Origin of the sequence: Marinobacter sp. M3C, assembly GCF_023311895.1 — a bacterium.
In the GTDB taxonomy this organism is placed as follows: Bacteria; Pseudomonadota; Gammaproteobacteria; order Pseudomonadales; family Oleiphilaceae; genus Marinobacter.
The window spans coordinates 173,318-190,418 of record NZ_CP092285.1; the positions used below are offsets into that span (position 1 = coordinate 173,318).

Annotated in this window: 11 protein-coding genes and 2 pseudogenes; 5 read left to right on the plus strand and 8 right to left on the minus strand. The window is 54.8% G+C overall.

Annotation, left to right across the window (positions count from 1 at the left end):
• Positions 1-79: 79 nt before the first annotated feature.
• Together istA and istB are read left to right on the plus strand one after the other, a co-directional pair.
• Positions 80-1,546 carry an IS21 family transposase gene (istA, locus tag MIH18_RS23300; protein WP_249013836.1) on the plus strand — a complete coding sequence of 489 codons (1,467 nt, stop codon included), beginning with the start codon at positions 80-82 and terminating at the stop codon, positions 1,544-1,546.
• Positions 1,543-2,298 (plus strand): IS21-like element helper ATPase IstB, encoded by a 756-nt coding sequence (gene istB, locus MIH18_RS23305; RefSeq protein WP_249013835.1) that lies wholly within the window; start codon positions 1,543-1,545, stop codon positions 2,296-2,298. Before istA ends, istB begins: the two co-directional genes overlap by 4 nt.
• A 101-nt stretch (positions 2,299-2,399) precedes the next feature.
• Here istB and MIH18_RS23310 read toward each other — a convergent pair.
• The 3 genes and pseudogenes from MIH18_RS23310 to betC form a co-directional block, all read right to left on the minus strand.
• Positions 2,400-3,479 (minus strand): annotated as a pseudogene (locus MIH18_RS23310) (IS1182 family transposase); the annotation flags it as partial.
• Between the two features lie 292 nt (positions 3,480-3,771).
• Positions 3,772-4,728, minus strand: coding sequence for a choline ABC transporter substrate-binding protein (gene choX / locus MIH18_RS23315; protein WP_249014722.1), 957 nt, complete (start codon positions 4,726-4,728; stop codon positions 3,772-3,774).
• Between the two features lie 87 nt (positions 4,729-4,815).
• Entirely contained in the window at positions 4,816-6,339 is a 1,524-nt protein-coding gene (gene betC, locus MIH18_RS23320; protein ID WP_249014723.1) for a choline-sulfatase, read from the minus strand.
• A gap of 133 nt (positions 6,340-6,472) precedes the next feature.
• On the opposite strand from betC, the gene MIH18_RS23325 reads away from it, so the two are divergent.
• Positions 6,473-7,378: a LysR substrate-binding domain-containing protein gene (locus MIH18_RS23325; protein WP_249014724.1), complete on the plus strand. Its 906-nt coding sequence runs from the start codon at positions 6,473-6,475 to the stop codon at positions 7,376-7,378.
• A 396-nt stretch (positions 7,379-7,774) separates the two neighbouring features.
• Here MIH18_RS23325 and MIH18_RS23330 read toward each other — a convergent pair whose 3' ends face one another.
• A complete protein-coding gene (locus MIH18_RS23330; protein ID WP_249014725.1) occupies positions 7,775-8,317 on the minus strand; it encodes a HupE/UreJ family protein in 543 nt (180 codons plus the stop codon).
• Positions 8,318-8,415: 98 nt separating this feature from the next.
• Positions 8,416-9,565 (minus strand): annotated as a pseudogene (locus MIH18_RS23335) (IS3 family transposase).
• Between the two features lie 66 nt (positions 9,566-9,631).
• Here MIH18_RS23335 and MIH18_RS23340 point away from each other — a divergent pair.
• The gene (locus tag MIH18_RS23340; protein ID WP_249014822.1) at positions 9,632-10,579 is read left to right on the plus strand and encodes an IS1595 family transposase; all 948 of its coding nucleotides are present in this window, start codon (positions 9,632-9,634) and stop codon (positions 10,577-10,579) included.
• 1,129 nt (positions 10,580-11,708) lie between these two features.
• Here MIH18_RS23340 and MIH18_RS23345 read toward each other — a convergent pair.
• Positions 11,709-13,763, minus strand: a complete 2,055-nt coding sequence (locus tag MIH18_RS23345) for a TRAP transporter fused permease subunit (RefSeq protein ID WP_249014726.1) — start codon at positions 13,761-13,763, stop codon at positions 11,709-11,711.
• A 101-nt stretch (positions 13,764-13,864) separates the two neighbouring features.
• Positions 13,865-14,884, minus strand: coding sequence for a TAXI family TRAP transporter solute-binding subunit (locus tag MIH18_RS23350; RefSeq protein WP_249014727.1), 1,020 nt, complete (start codon positions 14,882-14,884; stop codon positions 13,865-13,867).
• A 454-nt stretch (positions 14,885-15,338) separates the two neighbouring features.
• Here MIH18_RS23350 and MIH18_RS23355 point away from each other — a divergent pair, with 454 nt between their 5' ends.
• A complete protein-coding gene (locus MIH18_RS23355; RefSeq protein WP_249014728.1) occupies positions 15,339-15,890 on the plus strand; it encodes an IclR family transcriptional regulator C-terminal domain-containing protein in 552 nt (183 codons plus the stop codon).
• Here MIH18_RS23355 and MIH18_RS23360 read toward each other — a convergent pair.
• On the minus strand, positions 15,863-17,086 hold the full coding sequence (locus MIH18_RS23360) for an MFS transporter (RefSeq protein ID WP_249014729.1): 1,224 nt from the start codon (positions 17,084-17,086) through the stop codon (positions 15,863-15,865). The genes MIH18_RS23355 and MIH18_RS23360 overlap by 28 nt on opposite strands.
• Between the last annotated feature and the right edge of the window lie 15 nt (positions 17,087-17,101).

A 17,101-nucleotide genomic window follows, 5' to 3' on the forward strand; every position in this document is an offset into this window, starting at 1 on the left:
AACAATCAGTACCTTGTTTTCCACTGTGGAGCACTAGGTGCCTGGTCAACACATAACCAACCGACAAGAGGAGCTGTACATGCAGCACCGACAAAATGGCGCAAGCCAAGAAGTAGCTGCCGCCAAGGCAGGCGTTTCTGTCCGATCTGGGCGACGCATCGAGACATCAGGACAAAAACCCTGCATTGACACCGAGCGGCAATGGCGCACCCGAGAAGATCCACTGGAAGCGGTTTGGGAAACAGAGTTGCTCCATCTGTTAGAAAATGAGCCTAAGCTGACCGGCACAACTCTGCTTGATTATCTGCAAGAGCATTACCCTGAGCACTACGATCAGACCATTCTGCGCACCCTGCAACGCCGGGTGAAGCTCTGGCGGGCGCTACACGGGCCGGAACGCGAGGTCATTTTTCGCCAGCAGGCGGTTGTGGCGCAACAGGGGTTTTCTGATTTCACCCACCCCGACAACCCGGTTACGATTCAATCCAAGACCTTTCCACACCTGCTCTATCAATTTCGATTGGCCTACAGCGGTTGGCGCTCGGTTACCGTCGTTCAAGGTGGTGAGAGTTATGCGGCTCTGGCGGCGGGCTTGCAGCGAGCCTTACAACAGGTGGGTGGCAGTCCCATTGAGCACCGCACGGACAGCTTAAGTGCGGCACGCAATAACCGTCAAAACGTGTGGACTGAGGCTTATAGCGAGCTGTGCCAACATTACCGCATGACACCCACTCGCAATAATCTGGGGCAGTCCCATGAAAATGGTGTGGTTGAGTGCGCCAATGGCTCGCTCAAGAAACGCTTGGCACAACAGTTGTTACTGCGCGGTCACAGTGACTTCGACGATGTCGCGCACTATCAGGCTTTTATCGATCGCGCTGTCGACAAGCTCAATCAGCGCAACCGATCGCGCGTGCTTGAGGAGCAGGCGGCCTTGCAGCCCCTGCCGGAGTTTACGGCGGCCGAGTATCAGACCCTCCACCTTAAGGTGACGCGCAGCTCAACGATCGAAGTCCGGCGCGTTGTTTACACCGTGCCATCGCGGCTGATTGGAGAGTCGGTACAAATCCGGTTGCACCACGACAAGCTGGTGCTGTTCGTCGGACAGCAGCCGGCACTGACATTACCTCGCATTTACCCCAGACCTGGCGAGAATCGCGCCCGCAGCGTCAATTACCGGCACGTTATCCGTTCGCTGGCCTCGAAGCCGCAGGCCTTCCGTTACTCTCAGTTGCGTGATGACTTACTCCCGGACGACAACTACCGTCAACTCTGGCAGCTCGCGGATACGCACCTTGAAGCCCGAGAAGCCTGCAAATGGATCGTGACAACACTGCGACTGGCCTTCGAGTACGATGACGAACAGTCGCTGGGGGAGGATCTGCTGATTGAGGCCCAAGCAGGCCGGTTCGCGTCAATTACCGAGATCCAGTCACGCTACCTTCGCGGCAACCCAGACCTCAAGTGCTCTGCATCAAGCCAACACACCTTAGTGAGCTACGACGAGCTACTGTCCTCGATCAACAGTCAGGAGGCACAGATATGACAGGCTCTGTCGCTCTACTGTTAAAAGAACTTCGCTTGCCGGCCTTCCACCGTCACTACCAATCGCTCTGGGAAACCGCCATTGAGAAGAACTGGTCACACACCGATTACCTGGCGGCATTGTGTGAGTACGAGCTCTCAGACCGCTACCAGCGCCGGACCCAGAAGTGGGTACGCGAGGCAAAACTTGTCGCCAACAAGACCTTCTCAGCGTTGGATCAAAGCGCGTTCAGCCGTCCCTGCAACACCGCACTGGCAAGGCTGCAACAAGACAGTGACTGGGCACACCATGCCGACAATGTGCTGTTGATTGGCCCCAGCGGCACTGGCAAAACCCATATTGCTAATGCACTGGGCCATCAACTCACCGAACAGGGGGTGCGCTGTAAACTGTTCCCTGCCATAGCGCTGGTTCAGCACTTACAACAGGCCAAGCGCGATCTCGACTTGATGACAGCCATGACACGGCTGGATAAATACCGGGTCATCATCATCGATGACATCGGTTACGTAAAAAAGACAGATGCAGAAACCCAGGTACTGTTCGAATTCATCGCCCATCGCTATGAAAGTGGCAGCTTAATCGTCACCGCTAACCAGCCATTCAGTGAGTGGGATCAAATCTTCCCAGACAGCATGATGACCGTAGCGGCCATAGACCGGCTGATACACCACGCAACTATTATCGAATTAGAGGGGGAAAGTTACCGAAGACAGCAACAGCTCAAACAGGCTGCAAAGAGTAAAAAGTAAAACCACCCAACCGGCCATCATAGTTGTCGCGGACCGGACAGGATAGTTGACGCCGAACACACGGGGCTATCGGGTGCGAATCGTTCAAAAACGGATAAAGGGTGGTGATCACGCGCTACGGCCAGTAAGGGCTGGATATTTGCCTGCGTACAGAGCTCTACATTGTTAGCACTAAAATATCCCGTATCCCCCAACAGGTCGGTCACTTTACCCAGCTTATCAGGCAAAGCAGCCAGGCTATGCAGGGCCGGTTCTATTTGCTGTTTGTCATTTGCGGCCTGGGTTACATGCGTACTCATGACCCGCATCGTTTCCGTATCAACACTGGCCTGGGCGTTGTAGCACTGCTCGAAACCGCCACCGGACACCGGCATGATGCGCGATTCTTCATCGGTCAGATTGACCTGGTCTTTATCCTTCGGGCCGGGTTGTGGTGGTTTAGGCTCCGGGCCCTTAGGCTTTTTCCCAGCATCCCGCTGAGCCTGTCGTTTTTCTTGCTTACTCTGGTAGCCCACTTGCTCGCGTTCAACGCGTTCCTTGGCCCGCTCCTCGATTTTTAGTTTTGCGGCATCCAAAGCTTTCAGTCGAACCTCACGGCGGGCAATCTCAGCAGGCAGATCCATACCATCGATCACCGGTGTTTGGTCGGCCTCCTCAGCCTGCGCTGTCAGAGCTTTCACTTCGGCTTTGAGTTGCTGTTCGATCTTTTTTACATGGGCATAGGAACGTGCTTTGTGCTTGCTGGCGTTGGCTTTGATCTTGGTGCCATCCAACGCGATCCGGCCCAGCTTCACCCGCTTCATCTCGCGCGCCAACAACACCTGGACAAACAGGTCTTCAAGTTGGGGTAAGAATCGCCGCCGAAAAGTCGCAATGGTGTCGTGATCCGGGTGCGTGTTGGCCGCGATATAGCGAAAAGCAATGGAGTCATAGGAAGCGCGTTCAATCTTTCTGCTGGAAAACACACCGGTAGCGTAGCCGTAAATCAGCAGACCGAGCAGGACCGCCGGGTGGTGCGCCTTCGATCCTCGCCCTGCCTATTGACGGGTGAGTTCCGACAGATCGAGTCGATCAATAACCTCTACGACAAAACCTGCCAGATGGTCCTCAGTCAGCCAGTCTGATACTGAGGGTGGCAGCAGATAGTCAGTATCGCGATCAACAGTGACAAAACGGCTCATTATCGTTATCCGGTCGTTGCAAGGGCTGCGTGATTATCTCACAGGGGTTCGGTTAAGCCCGACAGACTGCTAGGACTCGAACCCGCGCTACGAGGAGCATAACGCCGCGCAGGGGCGAATTTGATGAATTACGGGGCACTTCGGGTGACGAAGCAGGCGTATCTTTTTGTGATTGAGGCCTGGGATATTGCTGGGATTGCATCCCAGCCTACGGTCCTGTTCAAAAGATCGCCTGCAGGCCTGCGATCACAGGAAAGGCACCCAGGGTGCCTATCGGCAGGCTCGCAGGCTTTTACAGGCCCAGGTGTTGTTGGACTGCGCTCAGGCCCTCAGCACCCTCAAGGGTAGTCACGCCAGCCAGCCAGCTATTGAGCACGTCTGGATTTGCCTTAAGATATTTCTGCGCCGCTTCGGCTGGTGACTGCTCATCATCGAGAATGAAGGCCATCATCTGGTTTTCCATTTGCAGCGTAAATTTCAGGTTAGTGAGTAGCTTGCCTACATTGCCGCACTCTTCCCGGTAGCCTTTACGGGTCACGGTCTGAATCGTCGCGCCACCGAAGTCGGCGCCAAAGTATTTATCACCACCGGTCAGATAGGCCATATCAAAGTTGGAGTTCATTGGATGCGGTTCCCAACCCAGGAACACGATAAAATTCTGGCGCCTGATATCACGCTTTACCTGACTCATAACCCCATGCTCACTGGATTCAACAAGACGCCACTCGACCAGCCCAAAATCGCCACTATCGATCATCTTCTGTAATAATTGGTTGGCGGGTGCACCGGCATCAATACCGTAAATACGCTGCCTGAACTGCTCGCCAAACTCAGCCAGGTCAGAAAAATCTTTTACGCCAGCCTCATAGGCATAGCGGGGGACCGCCAGGGTAAACTTTGCGCCGATCAGGTTTTCACCGACGATATCTATGGCACCTTCTGCGGAGTACGCGTCGATAAACTTCTGTTGCGCGGGCATCCAGTTACCCAGGAATACATCTATCTCGTTACCTTTCATGCCTTCAAAGCCGATAGGCACCCCCAGGATACTTATCTCAGGGCTGTAACCCAGACCTTCCAGCACCGTGCTGGCCAGCGCGTTGGTCGAGCTGATATCTGTCCAGCCCGGATCCGTAAAACGTACCGTTTCACACTGTGTGGATACTGCTGCCGCTGCGTTGCCTGCCAACAGGCAGGTCGCAAGGCCAACAGCCGTGACCAGCCGGTTGGTGTTGTAAGATGCAAACATAGACTCTTCCTTTTACTTTTATTGAAGGATCACGCATAACGCGGCACGGGCGCTACGCTATGCGAGGTTCTTTAGATTCATGGGTTTCTAATCACTAACCGGAGGGAACCGTGCGCGCCTCTCAAGGTCATCCAGGTCGACGTTGTTGCGCATGTACATCGTGCTGGCATCGAAAATCGGCTGATGATCCCATTTGGGGGATTTACCCAGCTTATGGGCCGCAGCCACTAAGCGACGACGCTTCTGACTGACGATGACATCACGGGTGATGGCCTCTGAATCCCAGCGCTCGGCCGCTTCTTCCCGAAAAGCCGTCAGCAGCTCGGTATGGCTGGTGCCTTCTGCCAGGTTGATACGCTCCTGTGGATCGGCTTTCAGGTCGAACAGCTGATCCGGATCGGTCTGGCTGCAGATAAACTTGTAATCACCGCGGCGGATCATAAACATCGGCGCGATAACCCCTTCGCCCATATATTCACCGATCACCTCGTCATGACCTTCGCCGCCCGTCAGGTGTGGCATCAGGCTGCGGCCATCGATGGGCATCGCGTATTCGGGTGCTTCACCCTTGTTGGCGAGTTCGGCAAAGGTGGGCAGCAGGTCCATCGTAGAAATGGAGGCCGCGACGCGCTTGGCATCAAAGTGTTTCGGTGAGCAGACCACCATAGGAACGCGAGCCGACCACTCGAAGTAGCTCATCTTGTACCACAGGCCTCGCTCTCCGAGCATGTCGCCGTGGTCGCCAGAAAATACCACGATGGTGTTATCGCTTAAGCCGGTATCTTTCAGCGCCTTCATCAGCTTGCCGATCTGATCGTCAACGTAACTGATCGCACCATAGTAGGCACGACGGGCATTGCGGATATGTTGGTCGGTGATCGCCTTACGGTCCATCTGGTAGACATGTAATAGACGCCTGGAGTGTGGGTCCTGCTCTTCGGGCAGCAGCTCGAAGGAGGGCAATGCGATCTCGTCATTGGTATAACGATCCCAATACTCCTGAGGAATCGCATAAGGATCGTGGGGGTGGGTCATAGAAACGGTCAGGCAGAAGGGGCGCTTATCAGCACCACGCGCATGATCGAACAGGTAGCGTTCGGCATGAAAGACGACTTCATTATCGAAGTCCAGCTGGTTGGTCCTCAGGGTCGGTCCGGCCTGGGTCACCGATGCCATATTGTGATACCAGGTCGGGCGGTTTTCAAAATCTTCCCAGTCCGGGAACCAACCATAGTCAGCCGGATAAATATCGGTGGTCAGACGATCTTCGAAGCCGTGCAGCTGGTCCGGACCACAGAAGTGCATCTTCCCGGACAGCGCGGTGCGGTAGCCCGAAAAGCGCAGATAATGGGCGAATGTCGGGATATCTGCCGAAAACTCGGCGGCGTTATCGTAGGCACCGATCTTACTGGGAAGCTGACCACTCATCAGCACGTAACGGCTGGGTGCGCACAATGGGCTGTTAGTGTAAGCAGAATCAAATACCACCCCCTGCTCGGCTAACGCATCAAGATGAGGTGTCTTGGCCGTCTTGCCGCCATACATTGACAGCACGGGGGCTGCCATCTGGTCCGCCATAATAAATAAGATGTTGGGTTGATCCTGACTCATGGTCTTAAACTCCGGGTGTAGCGTATGTCGATAGCATTCAAACTAAGCGTTTTCGTGTTGATGGTTAGATCTTCAACAGAAAAACCGCTACTGTAAACGGGCTTAAAATTAATGATAAATATAAGTTATACTTATGCTTCTTTCAGAACGATTACCTTCGGCTCAGGGCTTGCTCATCTTCGAAGCCGCCGCGCGCCTTAAGAGTTTTACCGCGGCGGCTCAGGAATTGAAGTCGACCCAATCGGCGGTAAGTCAGCAGATAAAGGCGCTGGAGGCCCGCTTAGGGCTGATGCTTTTTCGTCGTATTTATCGCGGGGTTGCGTTGACTGAAGAGGGAATGCATCTTCAGGTCGCCGTCCAGGAGGGCTTTCAGCAGATACACAGCTGCCTGGAAAAACTACAAAAAACTCGTTTACACCAGGCAATAAATGTCGCTACTGATTTTGCTCTGGCCGCTTATTGGCTATTACCCCGGCTGCCCCGGTTCAGGGAACTGCATCCAACCATCGATGTGCGGATCATCACGTCACAGGGGCAGTATGATTTTTCAAGGCAAAATGTCGACGTGGCGATCCTGTTTGATGGCGCCCAGCCCCTGCAGCCGCATGCCTTCAAACTGTTCGATGAAGAAGTGTTTCCCATCTGCAGCCCCGCATTTTTTATAGAAAACAGTCCGGTTGCGAGCCATAAGAAACTGGCATCCCTGCCTTTATTAAAGCTGGGAACGGATGCCGGTCAGGGATGGTTTGACTGGCATGGCTACTTTCAGGGGCGCCGAAGTCAGGTAGTTCCGGGGGACCCCGTCCTGACCTTTAATAACTATACCCTGCTTATCCAGGCGGCCATTGCCGGCCAGGGGCTGGGACTGGGCTGGGCCACGCTGGTAGATGACCTGATCGAGGCTGGAGTCCTGGTCGGGCTGCGAGAGTTCAGCCTGAGTTCTGAGAGTGGCTATTATGTCGTCGAGCCGCGGCCCAATGAGCACCTGAATGCTAAACAGCACTTTATGGACTGGTTGCTGGCCGAAAGAACGGTCTGATGTCGGGGCTCGCAGGTAGGGCCGCGGACGTTATTCGACCGGATTGGCGGGAGTGCTATTCTTGTCTGAGCTCTATCTCCAAGAGGGCCAGGAAGTTACCCGGAATAATGGGGACAGATTTATTTTGTACTGGTGCGGCGGGATGATCCCGCCACAGTGCGGAAGAAACCAGCAGATCAACCGAAAGTCTTGGGCGATCAGCTTAAGTTTGCTAGAGGAACCGTGCAAAGAGAAGCGGTATAAGCCGCTGAAGCCCAGTGATCACCAAGTGTCGCTGGGTAGTTCACCAAGATTTGGGCAATGCGCTACTCGCCTTAATTCACCTTACCCGCTGCACTGTTTCGCGACCTGTAGTGGTCAAGTAAATCTGATCTTGGATTTTCAAGGATCGCCGCGCTAGAAGCGCTGCAATATCCAAACCGCCCCAGCGAAACCGGCAACTGCCGACCCAAGCGGAACGAGAATCTTCTCTTTCCCGGGCGGGTCCGCGATTGCTCCCAATCCCAGAAGTACAACAGCGATGAAAGCGACCTGCCCGATTTCCACGCCTAAGTTAAATGCGAGCAAATCTGTCCAGTTCAATGCAATACCGGCTGCCAATTCCTTAAACGCCCCCGCAAAACCCAGTCCATGAAGCAAGCCGAAAACATACGCTACCGGCCACGCAAAGCCGCGACCGACACCGAGTATGTTCATTCCGGCCGCCACAATAACGCTCGCCGCAATCAACACCTCAAACGGTCCCGCGGGCAAGCTGAGATGTCCCAGGCTGGAAAGCGCGAGCGTAATCGAGTGTGCGATCGTAAACGCCGTTACTACCCCGACGACCGCTATGAAGCGCTCTTTATACGATCCGCGAAATGCCAATGGCAAGACCAGGAGCAACAAAAACGTAAGGTGATCAAAACCTGCAGCGATGTGACGCACACCTTCGGTCACGAAACCGCCAAACCCAGAAAAAGCATCCTGCCGGTCAACGATTACCTGGACCGGGTCCGGGCCAACCTGGAGTGGTCAAGCACTTTGTGACAACCCAGTTAAGCTGCTTTCCTCAGTTCAACAGCGGCTGCTTCGTAACCCATCGGGCTGATATAACCCAGCGTAGAGTGCAGCCGTCGACTGTTATAAAACATCACAACGTAATCCAGAATGTCCCGCTGTGACTCGGTGCGCGTCTGGTCGCTTCGCCACTGCACACGCTCCTTTTTCAAGCTCGCAAAAAAGCTTTCGGCGACCGCGTGTCCCAGCAATCGCCTTTGCGGCTCATGCTACCAACGAAGCCGTTTGCGTACAGCAACCGCCGATAAGCGTTGCTGGCATATTGAGAGCCTCGATCCGAATGGATGATTAAACCGGGTTTCGGTTGCCGCTGCCAGATGGCCATGTTCAGGGCGTCTGTCACCAGCTTGGCGTTCATCCGTGACCCCATGCTCCAACCGACTATCCGCCGGCTGAATAAATCGATGAAGACCGCCAGATACAGCCAGCCTTCTCGGGTCCAGATATAAGTGATGTCACCGACGTACGCCTGATCAGGCTCAGCAGCGCTAAAGTCTCGTGCCAGTACGTTGTCGAACACCGGCTGTTTATGGTCGCTGTTGGTGGTTACTTTAAACTTCCTCCGGTACCGGGCTTTAACGTCGGCCTCGCGCATTAGAGACCGCGCCTTTCGCCGACCTACTGGATAGCCCAGAGCGTTCAGAGCGTGCTTCATCCGCCTGGAGCCATAGCTCTTGTCGCTACTTTGAGCGACCTCCTTCACAGCCTCAATCATCGCCTCGTGCTCTACATTCGGCAGCCGTTCGCGTTGACGTTGGCAGTACCGATAATAGGCATTGCGACTGACACCCAAGAGCCGACTCATTACGTCGACTGGCCAGGTCTTCTTATGCTGGGTGATGAACGCGTACTTTAATGCGTTTCCTTGGCAAAGAAGACCGTCGCTTTTTTTAAGATGTCTTTCTCCATTTTCAAACGGCGATTTTCTTCTCGCAACTGACGAATTTCCAACTGTTCAGCGGTCAGTTTGCCGTTCCCTCTGAAAGCCTGCCCATCGACCGATTCATGCTCTTTTATCCAACGCCCCAGCATGTTTGGGTTGATCTCCAGACTGCGCGCCGCGTGGGCTCTTGAATACCCCTGCTCCAGCACAAGGCTGATGGCGTCCAGCTTAAATTCTTTCCTGATTACCCCTCAAGCTCAGCCAACACTTCGTGCCTATACTTACGAGTAGCAGGAATGAGCGAGGGTTGCATTATGAAAAACAAAATTCAATTTCAAAAAGGCTACAGCTTAATAGAACTCATGAGGGATTACGGTACCGAAGAGCAGTGCCGTAACACCCTGTTTCAATTACGCTGGCCTCAAGGCTATGTCTGCCCTCAATGCGGGGGAAAAAGTCATTGCACTCTAAAGACTCGTGCTCTCTACCAGTGCAATCATTGCCACCATCAACACTCGCTGATTAGCGGCACCATTTTTGAGGCGACCAAATTGCCTCTGGCAACCTGGTTCTTGGCGATATACCTGCTGACGCAGGCAAAAACGGGGCTCTCAGCTCTGTCATTACACCGGCAGCTCGGTGTTTCTTACAACGCCGCCTGGAGCCTCAAGCACAAAATCATGCAGGTCATGAAAGAACGTGACGACAGCAAGGTGCTATCCGGTGTAATTCAACTGGATGATGTTTATTGGGGCGGTGAGCGCCATGGCGGAAAATCAGGCCGAGGATCGCCCAATAAGACGCCCTTTGTCGTCGCGGTTTCCGTTAATGAAGACGGGCATCCGATCCACATGAATATGAATGTTGTTAAAGGCTTTCGTTCGAAAGAGATTGAGCGGTGGGCCAAACAGCATCTTGAGCCAGGGTGCCAAGTCGTATCCGATGGGTTGGCATGTTTTTCTGCTGTTAAAAAAGCGGGGTGCCAGCATACAAGCATTGTAACGGGTGGTGGGCCAGCCTGTGTCTCATTGGTAGAATTTACCTGGGTCAACACGATGATCGGGCATGTGAAGAACAGCCTGAGAGGGGCTTACCCTGCAATTAATCACAGACACCTGCCGCGCTACCTGGCGGAGTTCTGTTATCGCTTCAACCGGCGTTTTGAGCTGGACAGGATGTTGCCGCGATTTTGTTTCATTGCCGTTAGAACACCGCCTATGCCAATAAGGCTTTTGAAACTGGCTGAGGTTTATGGGTAATCAGGAATTCTTTTGAGTACAGCTTTCTTGTGATCATGTAGGTTCTCCAGGTTCAGGGTATTATTCCTTAACTGGGCTGGTCACATCCATTCAACCACTTCACCTGCTACCCCTATTAAGCCGAGATATCGTTCTCTGTACAGACGCTCATCTGACCTTTGAAACGTTGACCCGAAAGCACCATCTCGAGCACAAGGTGCTCAATGCCAGCGCTGGCGAAAGAGTCAAAGCGTCAGTCTTCCACATTCAAGGAGTGAACAACTACCATCAGCGGCTCAAGGGCTGGATTCAACGTTTCCACGGTGTCGCCACCGAATATCTACCTCACTATCTTGGCTGGTTCCGATGGTTCGATAAGCATTCATCAAAAATAAATCAACCTTCTGATTTTATGGCGGATTTTGTGAAGGCAGACAGTTTTCAACATTTAATACGAACATAGCCGATAGAAATATAAGCCATAAAAACGGCCATCATCATGACGCCGGGAATGATGCCAGCGATGAAGCTGCGGGAGGATGCAGACAAGGCGCTGCTCTGTCGCCGGGCAGAGCAGCGTAATCAACGGGCGTGAAAACCCCAGCGGAGGGAGAGCCGGGAGAATTGGCCGGCTCACCTTTGGCAATACGTCTTGCCTTGTAAAAAATGCAGGTCGCCGTATCCTGTCACCCGTTACCCCCGCCCGCCAAATGCTGCAAAAGGCGCCATCATCGGATTTTATAGGATGACGCCACGCAAAGGTTCCGTTTAAGCTGGCAACCTCGAATGCAGGCAATGGAGCGCACGACGACGCCATGGCCAATGAGTTCAAACGCGCTCCCAGCTCTATGCATAGCAAGAAGCCCGGATGCGGCATTAGGAAATTGCTCAACGCTTCCTTAGGTCCGGCGATGGGGCCAAGCCTGAATGGCACTCACATGCCCGAGTAACAAGGAGCCGATCGAGACCGGACCCACAGGGAGTTGAGCCTTTATGATCCCCTCATGCCAGCTTTACCAGGGCCGACATGCTGGACATCCACTCTTGCTTCTACTCCTTCGAGCCAACACCAACTCGGCTCATCAGAATGTATCTGACTCCCAAAGCTCAAACTTTCGCCGCGGCGCCTGCAGTCTAAGCAGACCTCTTCCTAAAGAGACTTGCTCCCGCGATCGCCCGTAGCCCCACATTTTTGAACTCTGCGTTTTCCGCTGGGCCCGAAACGGTGTGCCGCGAGGCCGGCCGTAATCACCGTGATGCCGATAATATTTGTCAGCAGGCCAGGAACGGCCATTACGATGGCGCCAATGCCTACGAGCAACCGCGATAGTAGACTCATGCTACCCCAAAGGTGGCCTACGGCCGCGACCGACAGAAAGGCGATGCCCACGAAGGCGGTAAGAACCGCGATGAGGACGTCTATGGGGTTGCCGGCAAGGGTGAGTTCCGGATTCAGGATGAAGAGGAAGGGCATGAGAAAAAGACTGCAAGCTAGCGTCAGGGCATACCGGGCCGTGCCTAAGAAGCTACCCCCGCTGATAGCGATGGCCGCGAAAATGCCTGCCGCCACCGGTGGCGTAATGGCCGAGGCACTGGCGAAGAAGTACAGGAAGAGATGCGCCGGAAGGCGATCGAAGCCAAGTTCCAGCAGTGGTGGCGCCAGTACAGCGGCACCAACGGCATAGGCGGCAGGAGTGGGCATCCCCATGCCCAGAATGATGGCCAGCAGCATAGTGAGAATCAGGGATAGGATCACATAGTGACCACCGACCGAAAGAATTATTTGTGAAAATGTCACCGCCAAGCCGGTCAGGTTGATGACGGAAACCATAATCTGGGCGGCAGCGATTATCATGGCAATGTAAACCACGCTCACCGCGGCCTGATAAAGGCCGCGGTAGGTCGACTTTGTAACACCCGCGAGACGGACGAAGGGCGCATTGTCTCGTTCTTTTCGTGGAGGTATGTCCTCACGGGTATCAAAGTCGGTCTTCGCTTTAGCAGGATCGCTAAAGTTGGTTTCGAGCGGGCTGCGCCAGAACAGCGCGGAGGTAATCATCATCGCAAGAAGGGACATGATCGACCAGAATACTGCCAATTGTATTGTGTAACGCTGAAGAATAAAGAATAGCAAAACAGCGATCGGCACAAGCAGATTGGTCATCGCCCAGAGATTATAGGCTTCCCGTCGAGTCGGGATCAGTTCAGTCGGCAACGCTTCGAGATTGTAACGCCGGGCCATTAAGTAGACCCCTAGCAACAGCGCCGTGAAGAACATTAGCGATGGGACAAGGGCGGCTTTGGCAACATCGAGATAACCAATCCCCAATAGTTCCGCCATGAGGAAAGCGCCGGGGCCCATTATAGGGGGCATGATCTGCCCACCGGTCGATGCTACTGCTTCAACGGAGCCCGCCAGGTTGCGATTGAATCCGAGCCGACGCATGAGGGGAATGGTAAGCACACCGGTACTGGCAACGTTGGCCACCGTACTGCCGTTGATCATCCCCATGAACGCGCTACCGATCACTGCCACCATCCCCGATCCGCCGCGCATGCGGCCCCCGAGACGCATGGCAATCCGGATGAAGGTGTCGCCGGCGCCGCTGGTGTTGAGTAGTGCACCCAGGATAAGAAACAGAGCAACGACAGTCGCTGAAATTCCCATGAGTGTACCCAGTATGCCGTTGCTCCCCATGTAAAAGACGTAAATCATACGGTCCAGTGAAAGGCCCCGATGGCCAAGAGGACCTGGGAAGTACGGGCCAAAATAGGCATAAACACAGAAACTGAGGATCAGGCCTACAAAAAGCCAACCCAAAGTTCGACGGACAGCCTCCAGCAACAGAATAAACAAGGTGACGCCAAATACCTTCTCCACAGCTTCATTAATGAACCAGTTGGTCATTACAATGGCGTCGTAATTGACAAAGACATAGCCCAGTAGGACCAAACATGCACATGCGCAGGGCAGGTCGACCAACAGAAGCTGGAGCTTAGGGAAACGAGGGCTCCCTTGGTAGAGGAGAAATACAAAAAACAGAGCGCCCCCCAAGTGAACGGCGCGTTGTTGATAGTTGGGTAACATGCCCACGCCGGCCGTGACGATATGGAATGCAATCCACGCCACTGCAAGCCCGCCGATCAGCCACCCGGCAAACCCACTGAAGCTACGAAGATGACCCACCGGCTCATCAGAACTCATTCGCTACTCTCCCAATTTCAGGAATATTCGCTCGCAGCCGACTGCCAGCGGCAGTGCATAATCTGCGCCCCTGGCCGCCGCCACTACCCCTCAGGAGGCGGTTATTCGGAGTACTCGGGTGGGATCAGACGTTCGGGGACCTCGTGGCCCTGCTCCTTCAGATAGCGAACAACTCCGGCGTGGAGTGGCGCAACGCTAGCGTCGAGCGTGAGCTGCACCGGATCGATTTGAGCCGCAGGCGCATACCCAACGGCAGCGGCCTGGATGCCTGCCTCGGAGAATGCTCGCTTGACTATGTTGTATGCAGTTTCCTCGCTAAGGTCAGGTGTGGTGTTGATCCCGATTGCGGTCTGAACGGTAACCAAGGAGTTCGCCTGCTCACCATAATGTCCGCCGACATCGACCTTCCCGACGCTGAAGTAGGGGCGCGCATTCGCAACCTGTTGTGCCTGATCTTGGGTCATCGATAAAACGCGTACGGGCCTCGAGGAGTGCGCCTGCTGGATGTAGCCCTCCGGATGGAGGCCGGACTTAACGAACGCGTCGAGATTCCGGTTCTGATAGGCGTCCAGCGCATCGCTGCCGCCGGCACGAAAGTAGTTGGGTTCAATACCGAGAATTTCCAGAACGGTTTGGGTCTCGCCTTCGGTCGCGGTGCCTCGGCCGCCGGGATTCAAGTCTTGGCCGGCGAGGTCGGCGACGCTTTTAATATCGGAATCAGCCGACACCACCCAGTTCAGGGGAAGTGGAGCAAAGAAATACAGGGTTCGGAGGTTGTTTGTGGGTTGGCGGAAATCGCCCTCACCGTTTATCGCATTGTGGTCGGCTGACGTTACCGAGATCCCCATGTCCACTTCATCACGAAGCAACGCCTGAGTGGAGGCAGTGGCCCCGCCAAGTTCTTGGATGCTTATATCGAGGCCGTCGATGTTTTTAATCCAGTCCGAAAGTACGGTGACTTGGTAAGAGTAAAATGCCGAGCCACTGTGGGTGCCGCCCATGGCGAGCTGGGGTTGAGCGCTTGCGTAGAGTGGTAGCATGCCGGCAGCGAGGACACTCGCAGCACCGGAGATAAGAGTTTTCAGCCATTTGGTAGTCGGGCCTTTGATTGTTAGTGCCATTGTTATTCTCCTGTTGGCATCGTAGCGTTCTGGCGAGTAATTGTTCTTACTACCAACTCGACGTTAGCATTATTTTTCAGAAAGATGAAATGTTTTTCCGAGTAGTGAATATAATGCGCTTTCAGGCCTGTTATACCTCACACTATGAACCACCGGCGCGCTACTAAATCCAGTTTATGCTTAGTAGTTAGAGCAGTTTCTGAACACACAGATGGACCCAAATATTATGAAAAGTAACCCTAGGTCAGGCGGAGAGTCGCTGGAGCGCGGACCCGAGAACGTACGCACAGCGGCGCGGACATTGAGGCTCTTCGAGGCCTTTGCCGAGGCCCAGACTCCTCTATCGCTGACGGACTTGGCCAAACGTATCAATGCACCCGTCAGTAGTTGTCACGCCCTCGTCAAGACTTTGCAATCCTTAGGCTATGTCTACGTGCTGGAGGAAAAGAAGCGGGTGTATCCCACGAAGCGGCTGTTACAGGTGGCGCAAGCCGTCACAGCTCATGACCCCTTGCTTGAAAGTGTTTCCCCTGTACTCTACGATCTCCGCGATGCACTTGGCGAAACGGTAATACTGGGCAAGCATCAAGGCGCCGAGGTGGTCTATCTGGAAGTCATCGATGGCACCCATACGGTACGCTACGCCGCTCGGCCGGGTGATACTAAACCGTTGTACTCCAGCGCTATCGGGAAGGCCATGTTGGGACAGCTGCCAGACGGACGGCTGGAGGCCCTGCTTGAGCGTTTGACTCTCCTCCCCGTCACTGAAAATACGCTTACCGATCGTGAACGGCTCCTGGAAGACATCAAGGTGAGCCGCAAGCGCGGCTACTTTGTAACGCGTGGCGAGAACGTCGACGATGTGCTTGCCGTTGCAGTTGTCCGCAAGGCCTATGGCGAGACGCTGGGGCTGGCGATAGCGGGTCCGATGGAGCGAATGGCCCGAAACCTGGAGCGGTACCAGCAAACGTTAGCCCATCATGGTGACCGCCTACTCATGCTCTGATTTACCGCCATTTCACTAACACGAGTACAGGCGAGCAAGCAGAAAGTGGCGAGCACTGCCGCCACCGCAGGGAGCAGAAACCCGATCGCATAGCTCCCACTCAATCCTACAATCAGACTGAACAGTGCGGGGCCACACAATACGCCCATATAGGTGAGCACCAGTACTGCGGCCGTGGCCTCCCCAACCTCGGGTTGAGGGCTTCTGCGAGCCACCTCAGCCAAATAGACGCCATTCCAGCCAATGGCCGTCAGACCGGCGGCCACCAAAAGAACAATCACAAGCCACTGAGGCATGGACGTACCCAGCAGCGCGATACTTGTAAAAAGACCCGCCATGGCAAGCGCAAGACAATAGAGCACCGGTACACTCCTTCCCACCCGATCGGCAAGCAGACCCCAGCCGATACGCCCGAACACACCTGCAGCATGAACCACAGACATGATGATCCCCGCAGTGACTAGCGCGATCAATAACTCCTCCACCATGAAGGCTATGGCAAAACTCAGCAGCGAGAGTTGGGCTGCGGCCAAAAATAACCCCCCCAGGCCCAGCCAGAGAATCGGCGGTCGGCGGTAAAGCACTTTAAGGCTGCCCATACCCTGCAGCCGGGCGTCGGGGTCGCGGTCGTTATCCCAGAAACGGCGGCGGAACTGCAGTGCTAACGACGTGGCCAGCGTCGTCACTCCCAGCACAAGGAACGCCGCGTGCCAACTCCAGGCCTGTGCCAGGGGCGGTGCCGCGATGCCTACGAGGATGCCGCCTAACGGAACGCCGGACTGTTTGATCGAGTAGACCATGTTGCGATTTCGGCTCAGCGTAAAGCGCGCCAAGAGCTGTGCGGCCGCCGGGTTGGTCAGGCCGTAGGCGATCCCGAATAACACCGTGGCCGACAGCAGCGCTGTGGACGTGCCAGCAAGCGCGATCATGCAGGCGCCAGAAACTAAGGCCATAGCGAACTGGCTTGCCCGACAGGCCCCGACCCGGCGGGTCAGTGCGCCCGCCTGCATTGAAGACAGCATCGCTACCCCGTAAAGCAAGCTGATCTGCAGCCCCACCAGCCCGGTCGATATGCCGAAGGTGGCGGCTATCTGTGGCGCCAGTGTGGGAACCAGCAACATAGCCGCGCTGCTCATGGTTTGTACCCAGGTGGTTGCCACCAGCACAAGTCGTCCGTCATCTGCGGTGCTATTCATTGAGCGTCTCCTAAC

Excerpts from the sequence above, each read along its gene's own strand:
- istA (WP_249013836.1), top strand. The coding sequence starts at position 80 with ATGCAGCACCGACAAAATGGCGCAAGCCAAGAAGTAGCTGCCGCCAAG.
- istB (WP_249013835.1), top strand. The coding sequence starts at position 1,543 with ATGACAGGCTCTGTCGCTCTACTGTTAAAAGAACTTCGCTTGCCGGCC.
- choX (WP_249014722.1), bottom strand. The coding sequence starts at position 4,728 with ATGTTTGCATCTTACAACACCAACCGGCTGGTCACGGCTGTTGGCCTT.
- betC (WP_249014723.1), bottom strand. The coding sequence starts at position 6,339 with ATGAGTCAGGATCAACCCAACATCTTATTTATTATGGCGGACCAGATG.
- MIH18_RS23325 (WP_249014724.1), top strand. The coding sequence starts at position 6,473 with ATGCTTCTTTCAGAACGATTACCTTCGGCTCAGGGCTTGCTCATCTTC.
- MIH18_RS23345 (WP_249014726.1), bottom strand. The coding sequence starts at position 13,763 with ATGAGTTCTGATGAGCCGGTGGGTCATCTTCGTAGCTTCAGTGGGTTT.
- MIH18_RS23350 (WP_249014727.1), bottom strand. The coding sequence starts at position 14,884 with ATGGCACTAACAATCAAAGGCCCGACTACCAAATGGCTGAAAACTCTT.
- MIH18_RS23360 (WP_249014729.1), bottom strand. The coding sequence starts at position 17,086 with ATGAATAGCACCGCAGATGACGGACGACTTGTGCTGGTGGCAACCACC.